Annotated in this window: 19 protein-coding genes; 5 read left to right on the top strand and 14 right to left on the bottom strand. The window is 72.5% G+C overall.

Features of this window, described 5'->3' with window-relative positions; all coding sequences use genetic code 11:
- Positions 1-22: 22 nt before the first annotated feature.
- The 3 genes from ACFPYL_RS13540 to ACFPYL_RS13530 are packed head-to-tail and all read right to left on the bottom strand — an operon-like array spanning position 23 to position 2,926.
- Positions 23-1,114, bottom strand: a complete 1,092-nt coding sequence (locus ACFPYL_RS13540; RefSeq protein WP_379154890.1) for an amidohydrolase family protein — start codon at positions 1,112-1,114, stop codon at positions 23-25.
- Positions 1,102-2,397, bottom strand: a complete 1,296-nt coding sequence (locus ACFPYL_RS13535; protein WP_379154887.1) for a hypothetical protein — start codon at positions 2,395-2,397, stop codon at positions 1,102-1,104. The genes ACFPYL_RS13540 and ACFPYL_RS13535 overlap by 13 nt, the downstream gene beginning before the upstream one ends.
- Before the next feature lies 1 nt (position 2,398).
- Positions 2,399-2,926 (bottom strand): YbhB/YbcL family Raf kinase inhibitor-like protein, encoded by a 528-nt coding sequence (locus ACFPYL_RS13530; protein WP_379154884.1) that lies wholly within the window; start codon positions 2,924-2,926, stop codon positions 2,399-2,401.
- A 96-nt stretch (positions 2,927-3,022) separates the two neighbouring features.
- Between ACFPYL_RS13530 and cobA the strand changes: the two genes are divergently transcribed.
- Together cobA and ACFPYL_RS13520 are read left to right on the top strand one after the other, a co-directional pair.
- On the top strand, positions 3,023-4,249 hold the full coding sequence (cobA, locus tag ACFPYL_RS13525; RefSeq protein ID WP_379154881.1) for a uroporphyrinogen-III C-methyltransferase: 1,227 nt from the start codon (positions 3,023-3,025) through the stop codon (positions 4,247-4,249).
- A complete protein-coding gene (locus tag ACFPYL_RS13520) occupies positions 4,249-5,052 on the top strand; it encodes a TrmH family RNA methyltransferase (RefSeq protein WP_379154878.1) in 804 nt (267 codons plus the stop codon). The genes cobA and ACFPYL_RS13520 overlap by 1 nt, the downstream gene beginning before the upstream one ends.
- Positions 5,053-5,177: 125 nt before the next feature.
- Here ACFPYL_RS13520 and corA read toward each other — a convergent pair whose 3' ends face one another.
- Positions 5,178-6,317, bottom strand: coding sequence for a magnesium/cobalt transporter CorA (gene corA / locus ACFPYL_RS13515; RefSeq protein WP_379154875.1), 1,140 nt, complete (start codon positions 6,315-6,317; stop codon positions 5,178-5,180).
- A 115-nt stretch (positions 6,318-6,432) separates the two neighbouring features.
- Complete coding sequence (locus ACFPYL_RS13510) at positions 6,433-7,017, bottom strand: peptide deformylase (RefSeq protein ID WP_379154872.1); 585 nt, start codon at positions 7,015-7,017, stop codon at positions 6,433-6,435.
- A gap of 81 nt (positions 7,018-7,098) precedes the next feature.
- Here ACFPYL_RS13510 and ACFPYL_RS13505 point away from each other — a divergent pair, with 81 nt between their 5' ends.
- Positions 7,099-8,463 carry an acyl-CoA dehydrogenase family protein gene (locus tag ACFPYL_RS13505; protein WP_379154869.1) on the top strand — a complete coding sequence of 455 codons (1,365 nt, stop codon included), beginning with the start codon at positions 7,099-7,101 and terminating at the stop codon, positions 8,461-8,463.
- On the top strand, positions 8,463-9,680 hold the full coding sequence (locus ACFPYL_RS13500; protein WP_379154866.1) for an acyl-CoA dehydrogenase family protein: 1,218 nt from the start codon (positions 8,463-8,465) through the stop codon (positions 9,678-9,680). The genes ACFPYL_RS13505 and ACFPYL_RS13500 overlap by 1 nt, the downstream gene beginning before the upstream one ends.
- A gap of 14 nt (positions 9,681-9,694) precedes the next feature.
- Here ACFPYL_RS13500 and ACFPYL_RS13495 read toward each other — a convergent pair whose 3' ends face one another.
- The 3 genes from ACFPYL_RS13495 to galK form a co-directional block, all read right to left on the bottom strand.
- Positions 9,695-11,086 (bottom strand): LLM class flavin-dependent oxidoreductase, encoded by a 1,392-nt coding sequence (locus tag ACFPYL_RS13495; RefSeq protein ID WP_379154863.1) that lies wholly within the window; start codon positions 11,084-11,086, stop codon positions 9,695-9,697.
- A 29-nt stretch (positions 11,087-11,115) separates the two neighbouring features.
- Positions 11,116-11,541 (bottom strand): hypothetical protein, encoded by a 426-nt coding sequence (locus ACFPYL_RS13490; protein WP_379154861.1) that lies wholly within the window; start codon positions 11,539-11,541, stop codon positions 11,116-11,118.
- A gap of 104 nt (positions 11,542-11,645) precedes the next feature.
- Positions 11,646-12,821, bottom strand: coding sequence for a galactokinase (galK, locus tag ACFPYL_RS13485; RefSeq protein ID WP_379154858.1), 1,176 nt, complete (start codon positions 12,819-12,821; stop codon positions 11,646-11,648).
- Positions 12,822-12,858: 37 nt separating this feature from the next.
- Between galK and ACFPYL_RS13480 the strand changes: the two genes are divergently transcribed.
- Positions 12,859-14,295 carry a GuaB1 family IMP dehydrogenase-related protein gene (locus tag ACFPYL_RS13480; protein ID WP_379154855.1) on the top strand — a complete coding sequence of 479 codons (1,437 nt, stop codon included), beginning with the start codon at positions 12,859-12,861 and terminating at the stop codon, positions 14,293-14,295.
- Here the strand turns inward: ACFPYL_RS13480 and ACFPYL_RS13475 are convergent.
- The 6 genes from ACFPYL_RS13475 to ACFPYL_RS13450 are packed head-to-tail and all read right to left on the bottom strand — an operon-like array spanning position 14,261 to position 19,509.
- A complete protein-coding gene (locus tag ACFPYL_RS13475) occupies positions 14,261-16,003 on the bottom strand; it encodes a BCCT family transporter (protein ID WP_379154853.1) in 1,743 nt (580 codons plus the stop codon). The two genes, ACFPYL_RS13480 and ACFPYL_RS13475, sit on opposite strands and share 35 nt — an antisense overlap.
- 46 nt (positions 16,004-16,049) lie before the next feature.
- A complete protein-coding gene (locus ACFPYL_RS13470; RefSeq protein ID WP_379154850.1) occupies positions 16,050-16,643 on the bottom strand; it encodes a LysR family substrate-binding domain-containing protein in 594 nt (197 codons plus the stop codon).
- A gap of 10 nt (positions 16,644-16,653) precedes the next feature.
- The gene (locus tag ACFPYL_RS13465; protein WP_379154848.1) at positions 16,654-16,914 is read right to left on the bottom strand and encodes a GlsB/YeaQ/YmgE family stress response membrane protein; all 261 of its coding nucleotides are present in this window, start codon (positions 16,912-16,914) and stop codon (positions 16,654-16,656) included.
- Between the two features lie 15 nt (positions 16,915-16,929).
- The gene (locus tag ACFPYL_RS13460) at positions 16,930-17,646 is read right to left on the bottom strand and encodes an FAD-binding oxidoreductase (protein WP_379154845.1); all 717 of its coding nucleotides are present in this window, start codon (positions 17,644-17,646) and stop codon (positions 16,930-16,932) included.
- Positions 17,643-18,257 (bottom strand): sulfite oxidase-like oxidoreductase, encoded by a 615-nt coding sequence (locus ACFPYL_RS13455; protein ID WP_379154842.1) that lies wholly within the window; start codon positions 18,255-18,257, stop codon positions 17,643-17,645. Before ACFPYL_RS13455 ends, ACFPYL_RS13460 begins: the two co-directional genes overlap by 4 nt.
- A gap of 16 nt (positions 18,258-18,273) precedes the next feature.
- Complete coding sequence (locus tag ACFPYL_RS13450; protein WP_379154839.1) at positions 18,274-19,509, bottom strand: hypothetical protein; 1,236 nt, start codon at positions 19,507-19,509, stop codon at positions 18,274-18,276.
- Between the last annotated feature and the right edge of the window lie 11 nt (positions 19,510-19,520).

Genomic DNA, 19,520 nt, shown 5'->3' with positions numbered 1-19,520 from the left:
AGCGCGCTCCGTCCACGACCTGTCACAGCGGTAGGACGCGCGGTGCGGCCTCCGGGTTCCGGTCGAGGGCGTAGACCCGGCGGGCGTTGCCCGAGGCGACCAGGTCCACGATGCGCATCGCGTCGTCGACCGAGCAGTCACCCCGCTCGACCCAGCCACCGAGGACCGTCACCATGGCTCGGCGCCACAGGCGCGCACCGAGGTAGTGGAGCTCGGGGAGGCCGTAGGCGTCCGAGGAGTACAGCTGCTTGCCGAAGGGCGCGAGCTCGAGCGACTCGGCGACCAGCTCGACCGAGCGCGCTCCGAGGTGGTTGATCGCCAGCCCGACGTCGAAGGAGACGTGGTCGAAGGCCTGGGCGAGGTAGCCGGCCTGGCGGTGGAACGGGTAGCAGTGCAGCAGCAGGACCGGCGACTCGATGCTGCGGATGAGCGGGAGCAGGTGCAGCGGGTCGGCACGGTGCAGGTCGAGGTCGCGGTCCCCGAGCCCGGTGTGCACCTGGATCGGCAGCCCCCGGGCGGCCGCCTCGTGCACGCCGAACGCGACCAGCACCGGGTCGGCGACGCGCGCCGGCGACCGGCGGGCGGCCTCGGCCACGGCAGCGTCGGTGGGCCGGCTCCAGTCGATGTCGAGTCCGCACCGGTAGGCCGCGATCGTCTTGGTGCCGACGGCCCGCCGCGCGGCGTCGTCGAGGCGCGCACGGAAGGCACCGGGTACGTCGGACTCGTCGCGCACCTCCTCCAGCAGCAGCTCCAGCCGGACGATCTCGGAGCGTGGGTCGGGGAGGGCGAGCAGGTCCGGGGTCAGGCCCGTGTCGACCACCCAGTGCTCGACGCCGGCCGCCTCGAGGAACGTCGCCACCAGCACGTCGTACGGCGTCGCCGAGCGGGCAGCCCAGTAGTCCTCGGCGGAGGCGTGCGGCTCGAGGCCCAGCAGCGGCGCACACCAGCGGCGTACGGCGAGGCCGACCGGCAGGTCGAGACCGGCCATCGGGCTGCCCGAGCCCTCGTTGAGCGCGCCGGCGAACGCGGTGAGGTCGCCCGGCTCCGTGAACCACCCGTGCACGTGGTGGTCGACGAGCCGGACCGCCTCGACGTGCTCGGTCAGCAGGTCCATGCCAGCCGCAGCGCCTCGGCCACGTCCGGGTTGGCGGGGTCCGGGTAGGTCGCGACCTCGTGCCGGCGCACCGACACGATGCCCTCGACGATCGGGGCGCCCAGGATCTCGGCGGCAGCGGCGGACGACTCCAGCGCGTCGATGGCGGCGGCCTGGTCGGACGGCAGGGGCGTCAGGTCGAGGTCCATCTCCGCCGGGTTGGCGGACGCCTCCGGCGGCAGCGGGAGCGCGGCGTCGATGCCGCGCAGCGCGCTGCCGAGGAACGCGGCGACGGCGAGGTAGGGGTTGGCGCTGGGGTCGACGACCTTGAGCTCGATGTTGGCGCCGTGGGCGCTGGCGCGCCCGCCGAGGACGAGACGGACGGCGGCCTCCCTGTTCTCCAGGCCCCAGCAGGCCGCGGCGCCGGCCCAGTTGCCGGGGACCAGGCGCAACGACGAGAGCGCGGAGCCGGCGTACACGCCGAGGAGCTCCGGGAGCGTGTCCAGGACGCCCGCGATCGCGCTGCCGCCGGCGGGTGTCAGGCCGTGGGGGCCGGAGCCGCCGGCGAGCAGCGGGCCGTCGTTGGTCGCGAGCGACAGGTGCAGGTGGGCGCCGTTGCCGGCCTCGCCGGTGAACGGCACCGGTGAGAACGAGACCGCCATGCCGTGCTTCGCCGCCGTACGACCGAGGAGGGTCCGGGCGAGCACGACGTCGTCGGCCGCCGCGACCGGGTCGCCCGGCGCGAGGGAGATCTCGAGCTGGTCGTGGCCGTACTCGGTGTGGACCTGGTCGATCACGAGCCCGGCCCGGTCGGCGGCGGTCATCAGGTCGACGAGGAACGCCGCGAGCTCGAGCGAGGTGCGCAGGCCGTACGGCGACCAGGGTGCCGTCGTGGCGTGCCCGCCATCGGCGGACAGCAGGGTGCACTCGAGCTCGGCGCCGACGGCGGGGCTGAGTCCGGCTGCCCGGGCCCGGTCGACGACGTCCGACAACCGCGAACGTGCGCACATCGGGGACGGGTGGCCGTCCTGCAGCCACAGGTCGCCGGGCGCCCAGGCGATGCCGTCCTCGACGACCCGGAGGTCGCCCGGGTCGATCCTGATCCGCAGGTCGCCCACGACGCCGAGGCTCGGCGTGAACGCGATCGACCCGTCCACGCAGAAGACGCTCCACGACGGCGAGGCGCCCATGCCGACGGTCTGGAAGGCGGTGAGCCGGGAGGTCGGCACGTACTTCGCGCGGCTCACGCCCGCCATGTCGACGATCGAGCCGCCGATCAGGCGGACGCCGTCCAGGTCCGGCATGTCAGTGCTGGTACGTGCCATGGACGAGGGCGCGACCCGCGGTCTTGAACGCCAGGTTGAAGGACACGACGGCGGGCGACGCGTCGGAGTCCACGCCGAGCGACTCCTCCTTCACCGCGTGCACGACGAAGAAGTAGCGGTGCACCTGGTCTCCCGGCGGGGGAGCGGCGCCCATGAACGCCTTCGAGCCTCCGTCGTTGCGGCACATGAACGCGTTGCCGGGCAGGTCGGCACCCTCCGCGCCGGCACCGGTGTCGAGGGAGGTGACGTCGGCGGGCAGGTCGACCAGCACCCAGTGCCAGAAGCCGCTCGGGGTCGGCGCGTCCGGGTCGAAGCAGGTGACGGTGTAGCTCTTGGTGCCCTCCGGGGCGCCCTCCCACGAGAGCTGCGGGGAGGTGTTGCCCGCGTCGGCGACCTGGTCGTCCTTCAGCGGCGCGCCGTCGGAGACGTCGGTGCTCGTCACGGTGAAGGACCGGACGGCCGGAAGCAGGTCGTAGGGGTTCGGGGTGACCGGTCGGTCGAGAGTCATGGTGCTCCTCACGGATCGGGACGGAACGAGCCCAACGTAGTCCGGTGGATGAACCCACGTCATCGGTCGACCGCGGCGTGCCGGGATGATGGTGCGATGGACGACTTCCCCCTCTACCCCTCCGGACTGCGGCTGACCGGGCGTCGTGTCGTCGTCGTGGGCGGCGGGCACGTGGCCCAGCGGCGGGTGCCGCAGCTGATCGCGGTCGGGGCTGACGTCCACGTCGTGTCGCCGGAGGTGACGCCGGCGATCGAGGGCATGGTCGGCGCCGGGGAGCTCACCTGGCACCAGCGTGGCTTCACCGCCAGCGACCTCGACGAGAGCTGGTACGTGATCGCCGCGACCGCCGACCACGACGTCAACGAGGAGGTGTCGGCCGCGGCCGAGGTACGCCGGATCTTCTGCGTGCGTTCCGACGACGCGACCCGGGCGACCGCCTGGACGCCGGCCGTCGGCCGCCACGCGGGGGTCACCGTCGCGGTGCTGGGTCAGCGCGAGCCGCGCCGCTCCGCCGCCGTACGCGACGAGATCCTGGAGGGCCTGCGGGAGGGCACGATCGTCGCGCGGCACGAGCGGGACCGCACACCGGGCGTGGTCCTGGTCGGCGGCGGTCCCGGCGACCCGGAGCTGATCTCCGTCGCCGGCCGCAAGGCGCTGATGGAGGCGGACCTGGTCGTCGCCGACCGGCTGGCGCCCCGCGAGCTGCTCGGCGAGCTGCCTGCCGACGTCGAGCTGGTCGACGTCGCCAAGCTGCCGCGCGGTCGCTCCGCGCAGCAGGCCGAGATCAACCGGCTGCTCGTCGAGGGCGCGCTGGCGGGCAAGCGGGTCGTGCGCTTCAAGGGCGGTGACAACTTCGTCTTCGGTCGCGGCTACGAGGAGGTCATCGCCTGCCGCGACGCTGGCGTGCCGGTCACCGTCATCCCGGGCTTGTCGAGCTCGGTCTCCGTCCCGGCCGTCGCCGGCATCCCGGTGACGCACCGCGGCATCACCCACGAGTTCACCGTGGTCTCGGGTCACCTGCCGCCGGGGCACCCCGAGTCGCTGGTCAGCTGGCCGGCGCTCGGGCAGCTGACCGGCACGGTCGTGCTGATGATGGCCGTCGAGAACGCACCCGCGATCGCCGCAGCGCTGGTCTCCGGCGGCCGCCCCGACACCACCCCGGTCGCCGTCGTGTGCGACGGCACCATGCCGGGGGAGCGCACCGTCCTCGCGACGCTGGGCACGCTCGAGGCCGAGCTCGTCGCGCACGACGTACGCCCGCCCGCGATCATCGTCGTCGGCGAGGTCGTCGCGGTCGCGCACCCCGAGGAGTTCGGGGACTGATGGCCACGATCGTCGAGGTCGACGACCCGGCCGACCCTCGGCTGGGGGACTACCGCGACCTGCGCGACGTCGAGCTCCGCAAGCACGTCGAGGCGGAGCACGGCCTGTTCCTGGCCGAGGGCGAGAAGGTGGTCCGGCGCTCGGTGGAGGCCGGCTTCGCGCCGCGGTCCTTCCTGATGGCGCCGCGCTGGGTGGACGGCCTCGCCGACGTGCTGGCGACGACCGACGCTCCTTGCTACGTGCTCGAGGAGTCGCTGGCGGAGCAGGTCACCGGCTTCCACGTGCACCGCGGAGCGTTGGCGTCGTTCGCCCGCAACCCGTTGCCGTCCGTCGACGACGTGCTCGCCGGCGCGCGGTCGGTGCTGGTCCTGGAGGACCTCGTCGACCACACCAACGTCGGCGCGATCTTCCGCTCCGGCGCTGCGTTCGGCTTCGACGCGGTCCTGCTCGCGCCCCGCTGCGCCGACCCGCTCTACCGGCGTGCCATCAAGGTCGGCATGGGCGCGGTCTTCAGCACCCCGTGGACGCGGCTGCCGGACTGGTACGACGCGCTGCCCACGCTCTCCGCCGCTGGCTTCACCACCGTCGCCCTCACCCTCGCCGACGACGCCACGCCGATCGAGGACGCCGTCGCCGGCGTCGACCGCGTGGCGCTGGTCCTCGGCTCCGAGGGGCACGGCCTCTCGCCGCGCTGGGAGCGGTCCGCAGACCGCCGCGCCATCATCCCGATGCGCGAGGGCATCGACTCCCTCAACGTCGCTGCCGCCACCGCCGTCGCCTGCTACGTGACGTCGCGCCGGTAGGCCTTATCGGTGGTTGAGGAAGGCGCGCTAGCGCCTGTCTCGAAACCCCCGCACCCCAACGGCGTCGTCGGCTTGCGGGGGTCTCGAGACGCCGGGCGCGACTCCGTCGCTCCCGACGTGGGCGCTCAGATCCAGCGGCGCAGCTTGAAGACCGCCCAGAGCGTGACGCTGACCAGGAACATCATCACGAGGGCGACGGGGTAGCCGTAGGCCCAGTGCAGCTCGGGCATGTGGTCGAAGTTCATGCCGTAGACCGTGCCGACCAGGGTGGGGGCGAAGAGGATGGCCGCCCAGGCGGAAATCCGCTTCACGTCGTCGTTCTGGTCGATGCTGGCCTCGGACAGGGCGCGCATCTCCTCGTTCTGCCGCTGGGCGACCAGGGTGGCGTTCACGGTCAGGATGTCGCGGAGCAGCTGGCGGAAGCCGTCGACCTGCTCGATCACCTGGATGAGGTGGTCCTCGACGTCGCGCAGGTAGCGCTGCAGCTCGGGGTCGGTGTGGTACTTCTCGAAGCCCGCCGTCAGGTTCGTCAGCACGGCGAGCAGCGGCCGGGTGGCGCGCTGGAACTCGATCACCTCGCGGGACAGCTCGTAGATGCGCCGCGACACCTGCGGGTCGCTGCCGAACACCTCGGTCTCGATCTCGTCGATGTCGTTGCCGAGACCGGCGACGACCGGCGCGTAGCCGTCGACGATGCGGTCGAGGATCGCGTAGAGGATCGCCTCCGGCCCCAGGGCCAGCAGGTCGGGGTTGCTCTCGAGCCGCCGGCGCACGGCGGAGAGGTCCGGCGACTCGCTGTGCCGGACGGTGATCACGAAGTCGGCGCCGATGAAGACGTGCACCTCGCCGAAGTCGACCTGCTCGCGGCCGTCGTCGTAGTGGGCGGCCCGCAGCACCACGAAGAGCGTCTCGTCGTAACGCTCCAGCTTGGGCCGCTGGTGCGCGACGATCGCGTCCTCGATGGCCAGCTCGTGCAGGCCGAACTCGGTCGCGATCGACCCGAGCTCGTGGTGGTCGGGCCGGTAGAGGCCGATCCAGGCGACGGCGTCCTCGTGCTCGCGCAGGGAGCGGTAGGAGTCGGCGAGCGTGGTGGGCGAGGAGATCCGGTCGCCGGCGACGTAGACGGCGCTGTCGACCATGCTGTCGCGGTTGCCGATGCGCTCGACGGCCAACGAGGCGCCGGGCGCGGCCGGGGTACGTCGTACGCCGGGGCGCCGGACGCGGTCGGTCAGCGAGCGGATCGGCTTGAAGCTGCGGTCGGACATGGCAGGACCTCGGTGTGAGTTCGGGGGAGGGCGAGTGATCGGCAACTGTCGCTGTGCACTGCACACACCTCCTCCGGCTGGTCCTGCTCCGACGCCGAGAAGCGTACGCCGGGGTTCAGCCGGCCGGCCACTCGGGCGGGAAGTCCGCCGCCACCTTGTCGTGGGCCTTCTGGAGCTTCTTGCGGAGCTTGGTCGGGATCCGGTCGCCGAAGACGGTGCCGAGCGTGTGGTCGGTCTCGTGCTGGAGGCACCGGGCCAGCAGGCCGTCGCCGGAGAACTCCACGAGCTCGCCGTCCAGGCCGGTGCCGCTGACCGAGGCGAAGTCGGGCCGGGCGCACTCGATGAACGCACCCGGGAACGACAGGCAGCCCTCGTCGTCGGCGTCGAGGTTGCGGTCCTTGCCCTCGGGGAGGGTGAGCACCGGGTTGCAGACGACGCCGACGGTGCGGACGCCCTCGGCATCGGGGCAGTCGAAGACGAACATCGCGACGTCCTCGCCGACCTGGCAGGCCGCCAGGCCGACGCCGTCCGCGGCGTACATCGTGGCGACCATGTCGGCGGCCAGGGCGCGCAGCGCGTCGTCGTACGACCGGACCTGCGCCTGGGCGCGGTGCATCACCGGTGTGCCCCACCGGGTCATCGGGCGGACCGTGCCTCCGGTCGGGAGCGGGCCGTGGGGCGCGAGGGGCTGCTCGGACATGGGGAGGAGCGTAGCCAGCGTGTGACCCGACCCACGGACCGCGTCGTAGCGCAATGTGTAACTCGGAGTTACATTTGGTCCATGTCCCTCCTCTCCAGCCTCCGCCCGGGCGGCCGGCACGGCATCGCCGAGTCGGAGACGCGCGACCCCATCGGGTACGCCGTCGCCGCGCTGAGCCGCCTCGCGCAGAGCGACGTGCTCGACCGCCTCGGGCTCCGCAAGCAGACCGAGACCGCCGTCTACACGGCCACCCGGGGCGGCTTCCGGACCATCACCAAGGCCGGTCGCACCTTCTCCAGGTCCGGCTCCAGCAGCAGCGCCGGCTCGAGGCCCGCGGACGCGGCCCGCCCCGGCGTCTTCGACCTGACGCCGAGCGAGGACGAGCAGATGCTCGTCGACGTCGTCACCGAGCTGGCCGCCGAGGTGCTGCGCCCTGCTGCCGCCGAGGCCGACGAGACCTGCATCGCACCTGAGGCCGTGCTCAAGGCCGGTCTCGAGGTCGGTCTGCCGATCCTCGGCCTGCCCGAGGAGCTCGGCGGGATCACCGAGGAGCGCTCGGCCGTGGCGGGCGTCCTGGTCGCCGAGGCCCTCGCGCACGGCGACCTCGGCCTGGCCGTGGCGTCCCTCGCACCCGGTGCGGTCGCGACCGCGATCGGGCTGTGGGGGACCGAGGCCCAGCAGCAGACCTACCTGCCCGCCTTCACCTCCGACGACGTGCCCGCGGCGGCGCTCGCGCTCACCGAGCCGACGGTGCTCTTCGACGTGCTCTCGCCCGCCACGACCGCGGTCCGCACCGACGACGGGTTCGTGCTCAGCGGACTCAAGTCGGCGGTGCCGCGCGGCGCGGACGGCGAGCTCTTCGTCGTCGGTGCCTCGCTCGACGGTGCTCCTGTGCTCTTCCTGGTCGAGGCGGGCACCGCCGGCCTCGAGGTCGAGGCCGACCCGGCGATGGGCGTGCGCGGCGCGGGACTCGCCCGCCTGCACCTGCGCGACGTCGCCGTCCCGGCCGACGCGGTGCTCGGGACGACGGACGGCACGACGTACGCCGAGTGCGTGCGGCTCTCCCGCCTCGCGTGGTGCGCCCTCGGCGTCGGCGTCGGCCAGGCGGTGCTCGACTACGTGACGCCGTACGTGAAGGAGCGCGAGGCGTTCGGCGAGCCCGTCGCCCACCGGCAGTCCGTGGCCTTCATGGTCGCCAACATCGCCATCGAGCTCCAGGCGATGCGGCTGCTGACCTGGAAGGCCGCGTCGCGCGCGGCAGCGGGCAAGGACGTCGCCCGCGACGTCGCGCTCGCCCGCCAGCTGTGCGCCGACAAGGGCATGCAGATCGGGCTGGACGGGGTCCAGCTGCTCGGTGGCCACGGCTTCGTCAAGGAGCACCCGGTGGAGCGGTGGTACCGCGACCTCCGGTCCATCGGCGTCATGGAAGGCACGGTGCTGGTCTGATGGCCATCAACTTGGACGACCCGAAGCGGTTCCGGCCCCTGGTCGGGCAGGCCCACCAGGTCGCGATGAACATGCTGCGTCCGATCTCGCGCAAGTACGACAAGGCGGAGCACGAGTACCCCCAGGAGCTCGACATGCTCGCCGCGATGATCGACGGGCTCTCGGAGTCCGGCGCGAGCGAGGGAGCCGGCGCGGCTGGCGTGAAGCGCGACGAGAAGGCTGACGACGACGGTGGCGTGAAGAACGGCACCAACCTGGCGTCGGTGATGTCGATCGCCGAGATGTGCTGGGGCGACGTCGGCCTGCTCCTGTCGATGCCGCGCCAGGGCCTGGGCAACTCGGCCATCGCGTCGGTGGCCGACGCCGAGCAGCAGGCCCGGTTCGAGGGCGTGTGGGCCGGTATGGCGATCACCGAGCCCGGCACCGGATCCGACTCCGCCAACATCTCGACGACCGCCGTGCTCGACGGTGATCACTACGTCATCAACGGCGAGAAGATCTTCGTGACCTCCGGCGACCGGGCCGACGCGATCGTCGTCTGGGCGACCCTCGACAAGTCGCTGGGCCGGGCTGCGATCAAGTCGTTCGTGGTGCCCAAGGGCACCCCGGGCATGAACGTCGAGCGGCTCGAGCACAAGCTCGGCATCAAGGCCTCCGACACGGCCACCATCCGCTTCGAGGACTGCCGGGTGCCGGCCGAGAACCTGCTCGGTTCGCCCGAGATCGACACCAAGCAGGGCTTCGCCGGAGCGATGGCGACCTTCGACAACACCCGGCCGCTGGTCGCCTCGATGGCGGTCGGCTGTGCTCGGGCCTCGCTGGACCTCACCCGCGAGCTGCTGTCCCAGGCCGGCGTCGAGGTCGACTACGACCGACCGGCTCTGACGCAGTCGGCGGCCGCCGCCAAGTTCCTCCAGATGGAGGCGGACTGGGAGGCGGCGTACCTGCTGATGCTCCAGGCGGCCTGGATGGCCGACAACCGGCAGCCGAACTCGCTGGAGGCCTCGATGGCCAAGGCCAAGGCCGGGCGGGTCGGCTCCGACATCACGCTGTCGTGCGTGCAGCTCGCCGGGTCGCTGGGCTACAGCGAGTCCGAGCTGCTCGAGAAGTGGGCGCGCGACTCGAAGATCCTCGACATCTTCGAGGGCACCCAGCAGATCCAGCAGCTCATCGTCGCCCGGAGGGTGCTCGGCCTGACCAGCGCCGACCTGAAGTAGCCCGCACCACCGGCTCAGACCACCAGGGGAGCGAGGCGTTCCACGTCGTCGGGGCCGTCCAGGTCGCCGACGGCGAGGAACACCGTGTCGACACCCCGGTCGGCCAGCGCCCCGTAGCGGACGCGCTGCTCGGCCGGGGTGCCGGCGTACGTGCGCTCGGCGTACGCCGTCGCCTTGGTGCTGCCCCGCAGCCGCTCGACGCGCGCCCAGGTGTCGTCGCGGTCGCGGCCGATCGTGGGGAGGTCGAGCACCGTGATGCGGACGTCGCTGCCCTCGAGCGCGGCGCGCGCTCTCTCGAGCTCGCTGGTGCGGACGTTGACGGCGTCGGCGTGCGCCCTGGCGATCCGCAACGTGCGGTCGCCGGACCCGCCGACGATCACCGGGATCTCGTGCGCGGGGCGGGGGTAGCAGGTCGTCTCGGGCAGTCCGCCCGCTGACTTGGTGCCGGGCGCCCACAGTGCCCGCATGGTCGTGATCGCGTGCTCGAGGTCGGCGAGCCGCTCGCGCGCGGGCGGGAACGGTAGTCCGTACGCCGCGTGCTCCCGCTCCCACCAGCCGGCGCCGAGGCCCACGAACGCGCGGCCGCCGGTCAGCGCGTCGAGGGTGGCCGCCGCCTTGGCGGTGATCCCGGGCGGGCGGAACGTGACGGGGGTGACGAGGGTGCCGAGCTCGAGACCGGTGTCGAGACCGGCGAGCAGCCCGAGGGTCACCCACGGCTCCGGGATCGGCTCCCAGGCCCGGCCGACCTGCGGGATCTGGATGAGGTGGTCCAGGAGCGCCAGCCCGGCGAAACCGGCCCGGTCGGCGGCGAGGGCGACCTCGGCCAGCCAGGTCGCCGGGTCCTCGCCCCAGGGGAACCGGCCGACCTGGAGCACGAACCGCAGGCCCTGGCTGGTGCGACGCTCGGCTGTTGTCGAGGTCGTGCTGCCCAGCGGGCGCTCGGGCGCGCTCTCAGCGGCACCACCCGTCTCGTCGGTGCGGTGGACCTCGTCCCAGCCCTCCAGGTCGAGGGTGGTGGCGATGCTGCCCGCCTTCCGGATCTGGCCGGTGATCACCTGGGCGGGGACCGGGCGGTCGCGCCCGCGGTTGCGCTCGCGGCAGAGCTCCGGGGGAGTCGTCAGGAGGACGACCACCGCGGGCAGGCCGGCCGCCCGGGCCAGGGCGAGCCACGCCGTACGACGCGCGTCGTCGAGGCCGAGCGTGTCGACGACCGTCGTCAGCCCGCGTCCGAGCCGGGCGGCGACGATGCGCTCCAGCAGGTCGAAGGCGTCTGAGGACGCGTCGAGGTCGTGCGGACCGCTGCCGACCACGCCGCGGAGGGCATCGGAGGAGACCACCTCGTCGGCGCGGTAGCGGGCCGCGGCCCAGGTGGACTTCCCGGCTCCGGACGGCCCGACCAGCACCACCAGCGCCGGGTCGGGCAGGCGCGGGTCCGTCAGGCCTCCGTCGCGGGCGGCGGGGTCGGGGCCTTCTTCGGCGGCAGCTTGGCGCTCGGCGTCGCGGCCTTCTTAGCCGGTGCCTTCTTCGCGGGTGCCTTCGTGGCCGGTGCCTTCTTCGCGGGCGGCTTGGCGACCTTGGCGACGTCGGCCGGCGTGGGTGCCTGCGGCTTCCGTGGCATGATCGCCGGTCCGGGGGCCGACGGCGCCGACGGGGCCGACGGGGCCGACGGGGCCGACGGCGGCTGCTCCGGCGACCGCATCAGCCGCTCGGCCACCGTCTGCGCGGCCTGCCCCACCGCCAGGAACCCGAGCGCGACCACGCCCCGGGCCTGCTCGGCGGCCTTCACCGCCGCACCGGACGGGTCGGCGATCGCGCCGCGGACTGCTTCCTGGACCTTGTCGAGCGGTGACTTGTCAGCCATGCGTGGGATTCAAGCACGCCCGCCGGGCGCGCCGCGCCCCACGTTTGGTCACCAACCGCAGATCGGAGCGCTCCCACTCTGCGGTTGGTGACCAAACGGTGGACTCAGGCCACGACCTCGGCGGCGCCGCTCGGCTCGGCGACCAGGTGCTGGGGAGACCGGAACCCGGCGGCGGCGAAGGCGATGTCGACGGCCCGGACGACGGCGTCGAGGCGCTCGGTGGGCACCAGGGCGACGGCGGAGCCGCCGAAGCCCCCGCCCGTCATCCGGGCGCCGATCGCGCCGGCCTCGACGGCGGTGGCCACGGTCAGGTCGAGCTCGGGGCAGGAGATCTCGAAGTCGTCGCGCATCGAGGCGTGGGATGCCGCGAACACGCGCCCGACGGCCGCCCAGTCACCGGCGGTGACCGCGTCCACGACCTCGCTGACCCGGGCGATCTCGGTGACGATGTGCGTGGCCCGCCGGCGGACCCGCTCGTCGGAGAGTCCGGCGACCGACTCCAGCGTCGCCGAGCGCAGGGTGGGTACGCCGAGGGCATCGGCCGCCGCCTCGCAGTCGGCACGCCGGGCGGCGTACCCGCCGTCGACCAGCGCGTGCTCCACACGGGTGTCCGTGACGAGCAACGTCAGTCCTGCGGACGACAGGTGCAGCGGCACCGGGCCCGAGCTGTCGTCGTCGAAGTCGATCAGCAGCGCCGCGTCGGCCACCGCGAGCAGCGAGATCGACTGGTCCATCCCGCCGGTCGGCGCGCCCGCGACCTGGGTCTCCGCGCGGATGCACGCCGCGACCAGCCGGTGTCGCAGGTCGTCGTCGACGGGCAGCCCCACGAGCCCGCACGCCGCCAGCGCCACGGAGCACTCGAGGGCGGCCGAGCTCGACAGGCCGGCACCCAGCGGGACGGTGCCGTGCACGACGACGTCCATGCCCGGCAGCTCGATCCCGTCCTCACGCAGCGCCCACAGCACGCCGCCGACGTACGCCGCCCACCCGTCCACCGCTCCGGGCCCGACGTCGTCGATCGTCCCGGTCCAGGGCTCGCCGTCGTCGCCGCTGGCGATCCGCAGCACCCGGTCGTCACGTGCAGCGACGGCCGCGTACGTCGCGTGCGGCAGCGCCACCGGCAGCACCAGCCCGCCGTTGTAGTCGGTGTGCTCGCCGATCAGGTTCACCCGTCCGGGCGCCCGTGCGATCGCGACCGCGTCGCCGTCGTACACCTCGCGGAAGAGACGACGCGTCTCCTCGGTCAGCTCCGACGGTCGACCAGGCTCCACGAACGGCATGGGGATCACCCTAGAGAGCGCCGTAGACTGCACCGACGTGCGGTTCCTCGATGACACAGCCCCCGGCCACGACCTGACGTACGACGACGTGTTCATGGTGCCGCGGCACTCCTCCGTCGCCAGCCGGTACGACGTCGACCTGGCCACCACCGACGGCACCGGAGCGACGCTCCCGCTGGTCGTCGCGAACATGACCGCGATCGCGGGTAAGCGGATGGCCGAGACGATCGCCCGGCGCGGCGGGCTCGCGGTGATCCCGCAGGACATCCCGACCTCGGTGGTCGCCGACGTCGTCGCGTTCGTGAAGAGCCGCGACCTGGTCTTCGACACCCCGATCGAGCTGACCCGGAGCCAGACCGTCGCCGAGGCGCTGTCGCTGATCCCCAAGCGTGCGCACCGCGCCGCCGTCGTCGTCGAGGACGGCCGTCCCGTCGGCATCGTCTCCGAGGCCGACTGTGTCGAGGTCGACCGGTTCGCCCAGGTGCAGCACGTGATGCAGCCGATCTCGGTGCGGCTCGCAGCGGACGCCGACCCGCGCGCGGCCTTCGACGCCCTGCACGCCGCGCACGCGCCGATGGCGGTCGCCGTCGACGACGACGGCGCCCTGGTCGGCGTGCTGACCCGCACCGGCGCGCTGCGCGCCACCCTCTACAACCCTGCCGTCGACGCGTCCGGTGGCCTCCGGATCGCCGCTGCGGTCGGCGTGAACGGCGACGTCGCGCTCAAGGCCAAGGAGCTGCTCGAGGCGGGCGTCGACTGCCTCGTGGTCGACACCGCGCACGGCCACCAGGACCGGATGCTCGAGGCGCTGGCCGCCGTACGCGCGCTCGACCCGCAGGTCCCGGTCGTGGCCGGCAACGTCGTCGACGCCGACGGCACCCGGGCGCTGATCGGAGCGGGTGCCGACATCGTCAAGGTCGGGGTCGGTCCGGGCGCGATGTGCACCACCCGGATGATGACCGGCGTCGGGCGCCCGCAGTTCTCGGCGGTCCTCGAGTGCGCGGCCGCCGCCCGCGACCTGGGCAAGCACGTCTGGGCCGACGGCGGGGTGCGGCACCCGCGCGACGTCGCTCTCGCGCTCGCCGCCGGCGCGTCGGCCGTGATGGTCGGCTCCTGGTTCGCCGGCACCCACGAGTCGCCGGGCGACCTGATGCACGACGCCGACGGCCGCGCCTTCAAGGTCTCCTTCGGCATGGCCTCGGCCCGCGCGGTCGCCAACCGCACCAGCACGGAGTCGGCGTACGACCGGGCGCGCAAGGGCCTCTACGAGGAGGGCATCTCCTCGTCGCGGATGTACCTCGACCCCGCGCGCCCCGGCGTGGAGGACCTCATCGACGAGATCTGCTCGGGGGTGCGCTCCGCCTGCACGTACGCCGGCGCGGCCTCGCTCGCGGAGCTCCACGAGCGGGCCGTCGTCGGCGTTCAGAGCACCGCGGGCTTCACCGAGGGTCGTCCGCTGTCGACGAGCTGGTAGCGCTCGACCAGTCGGCAGAGTTCTCCGGGTCGTTCTCGACGGCGATCACGAAGTCGTCGCCGTGCGCGGTGACGCCGGTGACGACCGCCTGCTCGACCGCCTCGGCGGCGTACTTGCGGCGCACCATCAGCGGGTCGCTGCGCAGGTCCTTCATCAGCGACACGCACAGCGCGAGCATCACGACCACGAACGGCAGCGCCGCGACGATCGTGATCGACTGCAGGCCGTTGAGTGCGTTCGACCCTCCGACCAGCAGCATCACGGCCGCGACCGAGCCGGTGGCGATGCCCCAGAAGACGACGGTACGGCGCCGCGGCTCCTGGCTGCCGCGCTCGGAGAGCGTGCCCATCACGATGGACGCAGCGTCGGCGCCGGACACGAAGAAGATCGCGACCAGGACCATCACGATGATGGTCGTCACGGTGGCGAGCGGGTAGGCGTCGAGCGTGTTGAACAGCTGCGACTCGATCTTGCCGCCGCCGGCACCGGCGATGTCGGTGCCGGTCTGCTGGAGCTTGATCGCGGCCCCGCCGAAGATGCAGAACCAGACGAGGCTCACGACGCTCGGCACCAGCAGGACGCCGGTCACGAACTGGCGGATCGTGCGGCCGCGCGAGATGCGCGCGATGAACATGCCGACGAACGGCGTCCAGGACACCCACCAGGCCCAGTAGAAGATCGTCCAGGACTCGAGCCAGGCGTTCACGTCGTCGCCCTCGGCCGCCGTACGCGCCGACATCATCGGCAGGTCGGCGAAGTAGCTGCCCAGCGAGGTGGGCACCAGGTTGAGCATGAAGACCGTCGGCCCGCCGATGAAGATGAAGAGGGCGAGGGCCAGGGCGAGCACCATGTTGATGTTCGAGAGCCACTGGATGCCGCGGGCGACGCCCGAGACGGCCGACAGGATGAACGCCACCGTCAGGACGGCGATGATGGCGATCAGGACGGCGTTGCCGACGGTGCCGATCGAGGTGACGATCGTCAGGCCGGTGCCGATCTGCAGGGCACCGAGGCCGAGCGACGCGGCGGAGCCGAAGAGGGTGGCGAAGATGGCCAGCATGTCGATGACGCGGCCCCAGCCGCCGTTCGCCCGCTTGCCGAGCAGCGGCTCGAACGCCGCCGAGATGAGCTGGACCCGGCCCTTGCGGTAGGTGCCGTAGGCGATCGCGAGTCCGACGACGGCGTAGATGGCCCAGGGATGCAGGGTCCAGTGGAAGAGCGTGGTGGCCATCGCGGTCTGCACCGAGCCGGCGTCGCCGGTGCCGGGGGGTGCGGTCGTGAAGTGGCTGATCGGCTCGCCCACGCCGTAGAACATCAGCCCGATGCCCATGCCGGCGCTGAACATCATCGCGACCCAGGAGACGGTCCGGAACTCAGGCTCCTCGTCGTCGCGGCCGAGCGGGATGTCGCCGTACCTGCTCGCAGCCAGCCAGATCACGAAGACGACGATCGCGCTCGCGGTGAGCACGAAGAGCCAGCCGGTGTCCTCCATGACCCAGGTGAGGGCGCTGTCGGAGGCGCTCGCCAGGCTGCTGGTGCTGACGAAGCCCCACACGAGGAACGCGATCGCGATCGCCGCGGTGACACCGAAGACGACGCGGTCGAGGCCGCCGGGTCGGGCGGCCGCCTCCTCGACGGGTTGGTCGAGCGCGGGGTGCTGCTGGGTCGGTTCGGAGGGTGGGGACGGACGGCGTTGCAGAGTGGTCACCAGGTACGCCTACCCACCTGACGCTGGGGGACACCCGTGAGGAGACTCACCCCCGCGAGCTGCGCTCCGACCTGCCGCGGACGATCCCGATGAAGCGCTGGACCCAGGGGTCCTCGTTGTCGATCAGCCAGGCCAGCCCGACCTTGGTGCTCGGCAGGTCGGAGACGACCCGGTAGGTCACGTCCTTGCGGTGGTGCAGCCGCGCGATCGACATCGGTACGACGAGCACGCCGGTGCCGGACGCGACGACCTCGACCGCGTCCTTGACCTCGATCGGCGGCCACGCGAGCTGCTCGGCGCCGGGGGTCCAGCCGGACCGCTCCGGCGCGACCAGCTGCTCGTCCGCGAGGTCCGCCGTGGTGACCTCGTCGGCGAGGGTGAGCAGGTGCTCGGCGCCCATCACGGCGACGGGCAGCTCGTCGTAGAGCGGGATGCAGTGCAACCCGTCGCGGTCGACCGGCAGGCGCACCAGGGTCATGTCGAGGGTGCCCTCGCGGAGCCGGTCCTCCTGCTCCTCCTCGGAGACCGGCACCAGCTCGAGCGGGTCGCGAGCGAAGCGCTCACGCCAGGTGCGCGCCCACTTGTCGGGCGTGGCACCGGTGACGAAGCCGACGCGAAAGTGCCCGAAGGCCTCGCTCACGGGAGAGGTCTCAGGCGGTCTTGCGGCCGGCGTACCAGCGCCAGCCTGCGGTGATGATGAGCGCGCCGACCAGGGAGCCGATGATGCCGCTGGCCCGCAGCTCGATCCCGTCCCCGGCGAGCAGGCTGATCAGCAGGCCACCGACGAAGGAGCCGACCAGGCCGGCCACGATCGCCATCGTCCAGTCGATGCTGCCGCCGTCGCGGCCGAGGATGAGCTGAGCGCCGGCGCCGATGAGCATGCCGAAGAGGATGATTCCCAGGATGAGCATGGGTTGATCCTAGGGTCAGCCGGTCTCGCCGAACTGCTCGACCCGGATCGTGTCGCTCGCGAGTCCTGCGTCCTCCAGCAGCCGCGTGGCGTACGACGCGAACCCGACCGATCCGCAGATGTAGCCGCGCTCGGCGCCGGCCACCAGGTCGACGAGCTCGTCCGGGTACGGCGGGGCCGCGACCCGGCCGTCGTGGTTCTCCCGGGTCAGCGCGATGAAGGCGCCGTACCGCTGCAGCTCCTCGGCGTACGGGAGGTCCTCCCAGGTGCGCGCCACGACGACCACCCGGAGCTTGTCCTGCAGGCCGAGCCGCCGGGCGTAGCGCGTCATCGCCACGACCGGCACCACGCCGGACCCGCCGGCCACGCAGATCGCCGGCACGTCGCCCTCCCACACGAACCAGCCGCCGATCGGGCCGCGCAGCTCCAGGACGTCGCCGACCTCGGCGACGTCGTGCAGGAAGCCCGAGACCTCACCGTCGGGCAGGCACTCGACCATGAGCTCGAGCAGCGGGTCGTCGGGGTCGGAGGCGATCGAGTAGGAGCGCTGCGCGGTGTAGTCGTCGGGAGCGCGCAGGCGGACGACGTAGTGCTGCCCGGGCAGGTGGTCGACGCGGTCCTCGACGTGGAAGCGGAGGCGGACCAGGCGGTCGGTCGGGTGGTCGAGCTCGATGATCGTGCCGGTCGTCCAGTCCCCGGCGGGCGCGCTCCCCGGTGAAGGACTGGCGGTCACGGATCGCCCTGGTAGCGCTGCTCCAGCCACGGGTCGCCGCGGTCGTGGTAGCCGTTCTGCTCCCAGAAGCCCGGCCGGTCGCGGTCCATCAGCTCGAGGCGGGTCACCCACTTGGCGGACTTCCAGAAGTAGAGGTGCGGCACCAGGAGCCGCACCGGCCCGCCGTGGCCGCGGGGGAGCGGCTTGCCGTCGTAGTCCCACACGACCCAGGCCTTGCCGCCGGTCAGGTCCGCGAGGGGGAGGTTGGTCGTGTAGCCGGTCGTCGAGTGCGCCATCACGTACGCCGCCTCGGGCAGCGGGCCGGCGGCCTCGAGCAGGGTGTCGACGCTGACGCCCGCGAACGTCACGTCGAACTTCGACCAGGTCGTCACGCAGTGGATGTCACCGAAGTACGTCGAGCCCGGGAGTGCGTGCAGCTCGCGCCACGACCAGGTGCGGGGCGTCTCGACCAGGCCGTCGACCGACATCGTCCACTTCTCGACGTCGAGGTTCGGCGTGGCCTCCGCCGTCAGGGTGGGCCAGGAGCTGCCGGTGTCGTACTGCCCCGGGGGCAGCCGGTCGGCGCGATCGGGACCACGGCGCTTGCCGAGGAAGCCGCGGGTGATGGGCACGAACCCAGGATAGGCGTCAGAGGACGGTGATCGGGATCGACTTGCGAGGCTCGAACTCAAAAGATGCGCCGGTGCTGAAGCGCGTCACCGCGACCTCACCCAGCTCGGCGGCCGGCTCCGCGCGGCGGACCAGGGTCGCGACCCAGTCGCCGGCACTCCCGACCACCTCGACGTCGAGGTGCGGGTCGACGGCCCGGACGGCGGCCTGGAGGGGCCGCGGCTCGCCCGGTCCGCAGAGCGCGATCCAGGCGCCGTCGGCCGTCGCGTCCGAGGGCCGCACGGTGAGCGAGCCGCCGTCGACCGACGCCTCGACGTACGCCGCCGGGTTGAGCAACGGGTGCAGCTCGAGGGTGCGCAATGCGCCCGCGGCGGTGTCCGGCAGGCCGAGCGCGCGGTGGATCCGCTCGCTCGCGATGCCGGCGATGCCGATCAGCTGCTTGGTGGCGATGTCGGTCGCCTGGGCCTCGTCGGTCGAACGCGCTCGCACGGCGTGCACGAAGGAGAGGTTGAGCAGGTGCATCTGGAGGCAGACCTCGTCGGCGATCCGGACCAGCGCCGAGTGCGAGAACGTCCCGAAGTCGACGTCGGCGACCAGGTCGCCGGAGTAGTCCGCGGCACCCTCGTCGGCCGGGTCGATCGGGTCGAGCTCGACAACCGCGGCCCGGGTCCGCTCGATGACGTAGTACGGCGCCAGCGGAGAGACAGGTGGGTGCGACTCGTCGATGATCACCGTCCACGCGCAGTGCGGGCGCCGGTCGCGGGCCAGCTCATCGGCACTGCGCGGCGGGCGGTGCACGGGCCGCACCTGCGCCTTCGGGTTGGTCGCGACCGCGGTGGCGTCGAAGGTGGGGTCCTCGATGTCGTGGCACATCGAGCGCACGTAGGACTCGCCCATCGGCTCGACGTCCATGAGCGCACCGCAGTGGTCGAGGTGGAACGTCCCGTGCCAGCGGTCCTGCACGTCGTACCGGAAGTCCATGAACTGCGGGGGAGCGCCGATGTCGAGCTGGAGGCCCTTGAAGATCGTGATGATGTCCGTGCCCTCGTAGCGCAGCGCCCGCTGCATCCGCCGGGTGTAGATCGGGCTCGAGCCGGCCCACTCCTCGATGGCGACCTGCGCCATCTCCTCGCGGCCCCAGGCGGAGATGCACCACGCCATCCCGGAGCGGTCGATCAGCTGGCCGATGAGCAGCAGCTCCGGCACCAGGGTCGCGAGCTCGTCGCGGGAGAGGCTGGCGTAGCGGCTCGTCATCTGGTCCCCTG

Origin of the sequence: Nocardioides hankookensis, from assembly GCF_042658885.1 — a bacterium.
GTDB classification, from domain to species: Bacteria; Actinomycetota; Actinomycetes; order Propionibacteriales; family Nocardioidaceae; genus Nocardioides; species Nocardioides hankookensis.
The sequence above is the reverse complement of the archived record's forward strand: the minus strand, read 5'-3'. Positions and strand labels throughout refer to the sequence as shown.

Excerpts from the sequence above, each read along its gene's own strand:
- ACFPYL_RS13540 (WP_379154890.1), bottom strand. The coding sequence starts at position 1,114 with ATGGACCTGCTGACCGAGCACGTCGAGGCGGTCCGGCTCGTCGACCAC.
- ACFPYL_RS13535 (WP_379154887.1), bottom strand. The coding sequence starts at position 2,397 with ATGCCGGACCTGGACGGCGTCCGCCTGATCGGCGGCTCGATCGTCGAC.
- ACFPYL_RS13530 (WP_379154884.1), bottom strand. The coding sequence starts at position 2,926 with ATGACTCTCGACCGACCGGTCACCCCGAACCCCTACGACCTGCTTCCG.
- cobA (WP_379154881.1), top strand. The coding sequence starts at position 3,023 with ATGGACGACTTCCCCCTCTACCCCTCCGGACTGCGGCTGACCGGGCGT.
- ACFPYL_RS13520 (WP_379154878.1), top strand. The coding sequence starts at position 4,249 with ATGGCCACGATCGTCGAGGTCGACGACCCGGCCGACCCTCGGCTGGGG.
- corA (WP_379154875.1), bottom strand. The coding sequence starts at position 6,317 with ATGTCCGACCGCAGCTTCAAGCCGATCCGCTCGCTGACCGACCGCGTC.
- ACFPYL_RS13510 (WP_379154872.1), bottom strand. The coding sequence starts at position 7,017 with ATGTCCGAGCAGCCCCTCGCGCCCCACGGCCCGCTCCCGACCGGAGGC.
- ACFPYL_RS13505 (WP_379154869.1), top strand. The coding sequence starts at position 7,099 with ATGTCCCTCCTCTCCAGCCTCCGCCCGGGCGGCCGGCACGGCATCGCC.
- ACFPYL_RS13500 (WP_379154866.1), top strand. The coding sequence starts at position 8,463 with ATGGCCATCAACTTGGACGACCCGAAGCGGTTCCGGCCCCTGGTCGGG.
- ACFPYL_RS13490 (WP_379154861.1), bottom strand. The coding sequence starts at position 11,541 with ATGGCTGACAAGTCACCGCTCGACAAGGTCCAGGAAGCAGTCCGCGGC.
- galK (WP_379154858.1), bottom strand. The coding sequence starts at position 12,821 with ATGCCGTTCGTGGAGCCTGGTCGACCGTCGGAGCTGACCGAGGAGACG.
- ACFPYL_RS13465 (WP_379154848.1), bottom strand. The coding sequence starts at position 16,914 with ATGCTCATCCTGGGAATCATCCTCTTCGGCATGCTCATCGGCGCCGGC.
- ACFPYL_RS13450 (WP_379154839.1), bottom strand. The coding sequence starts at position 19,509 with ATGACGAGCCGCTACGCCAGCCTCTCCCGCGACGAGCTCGCGACCCTG.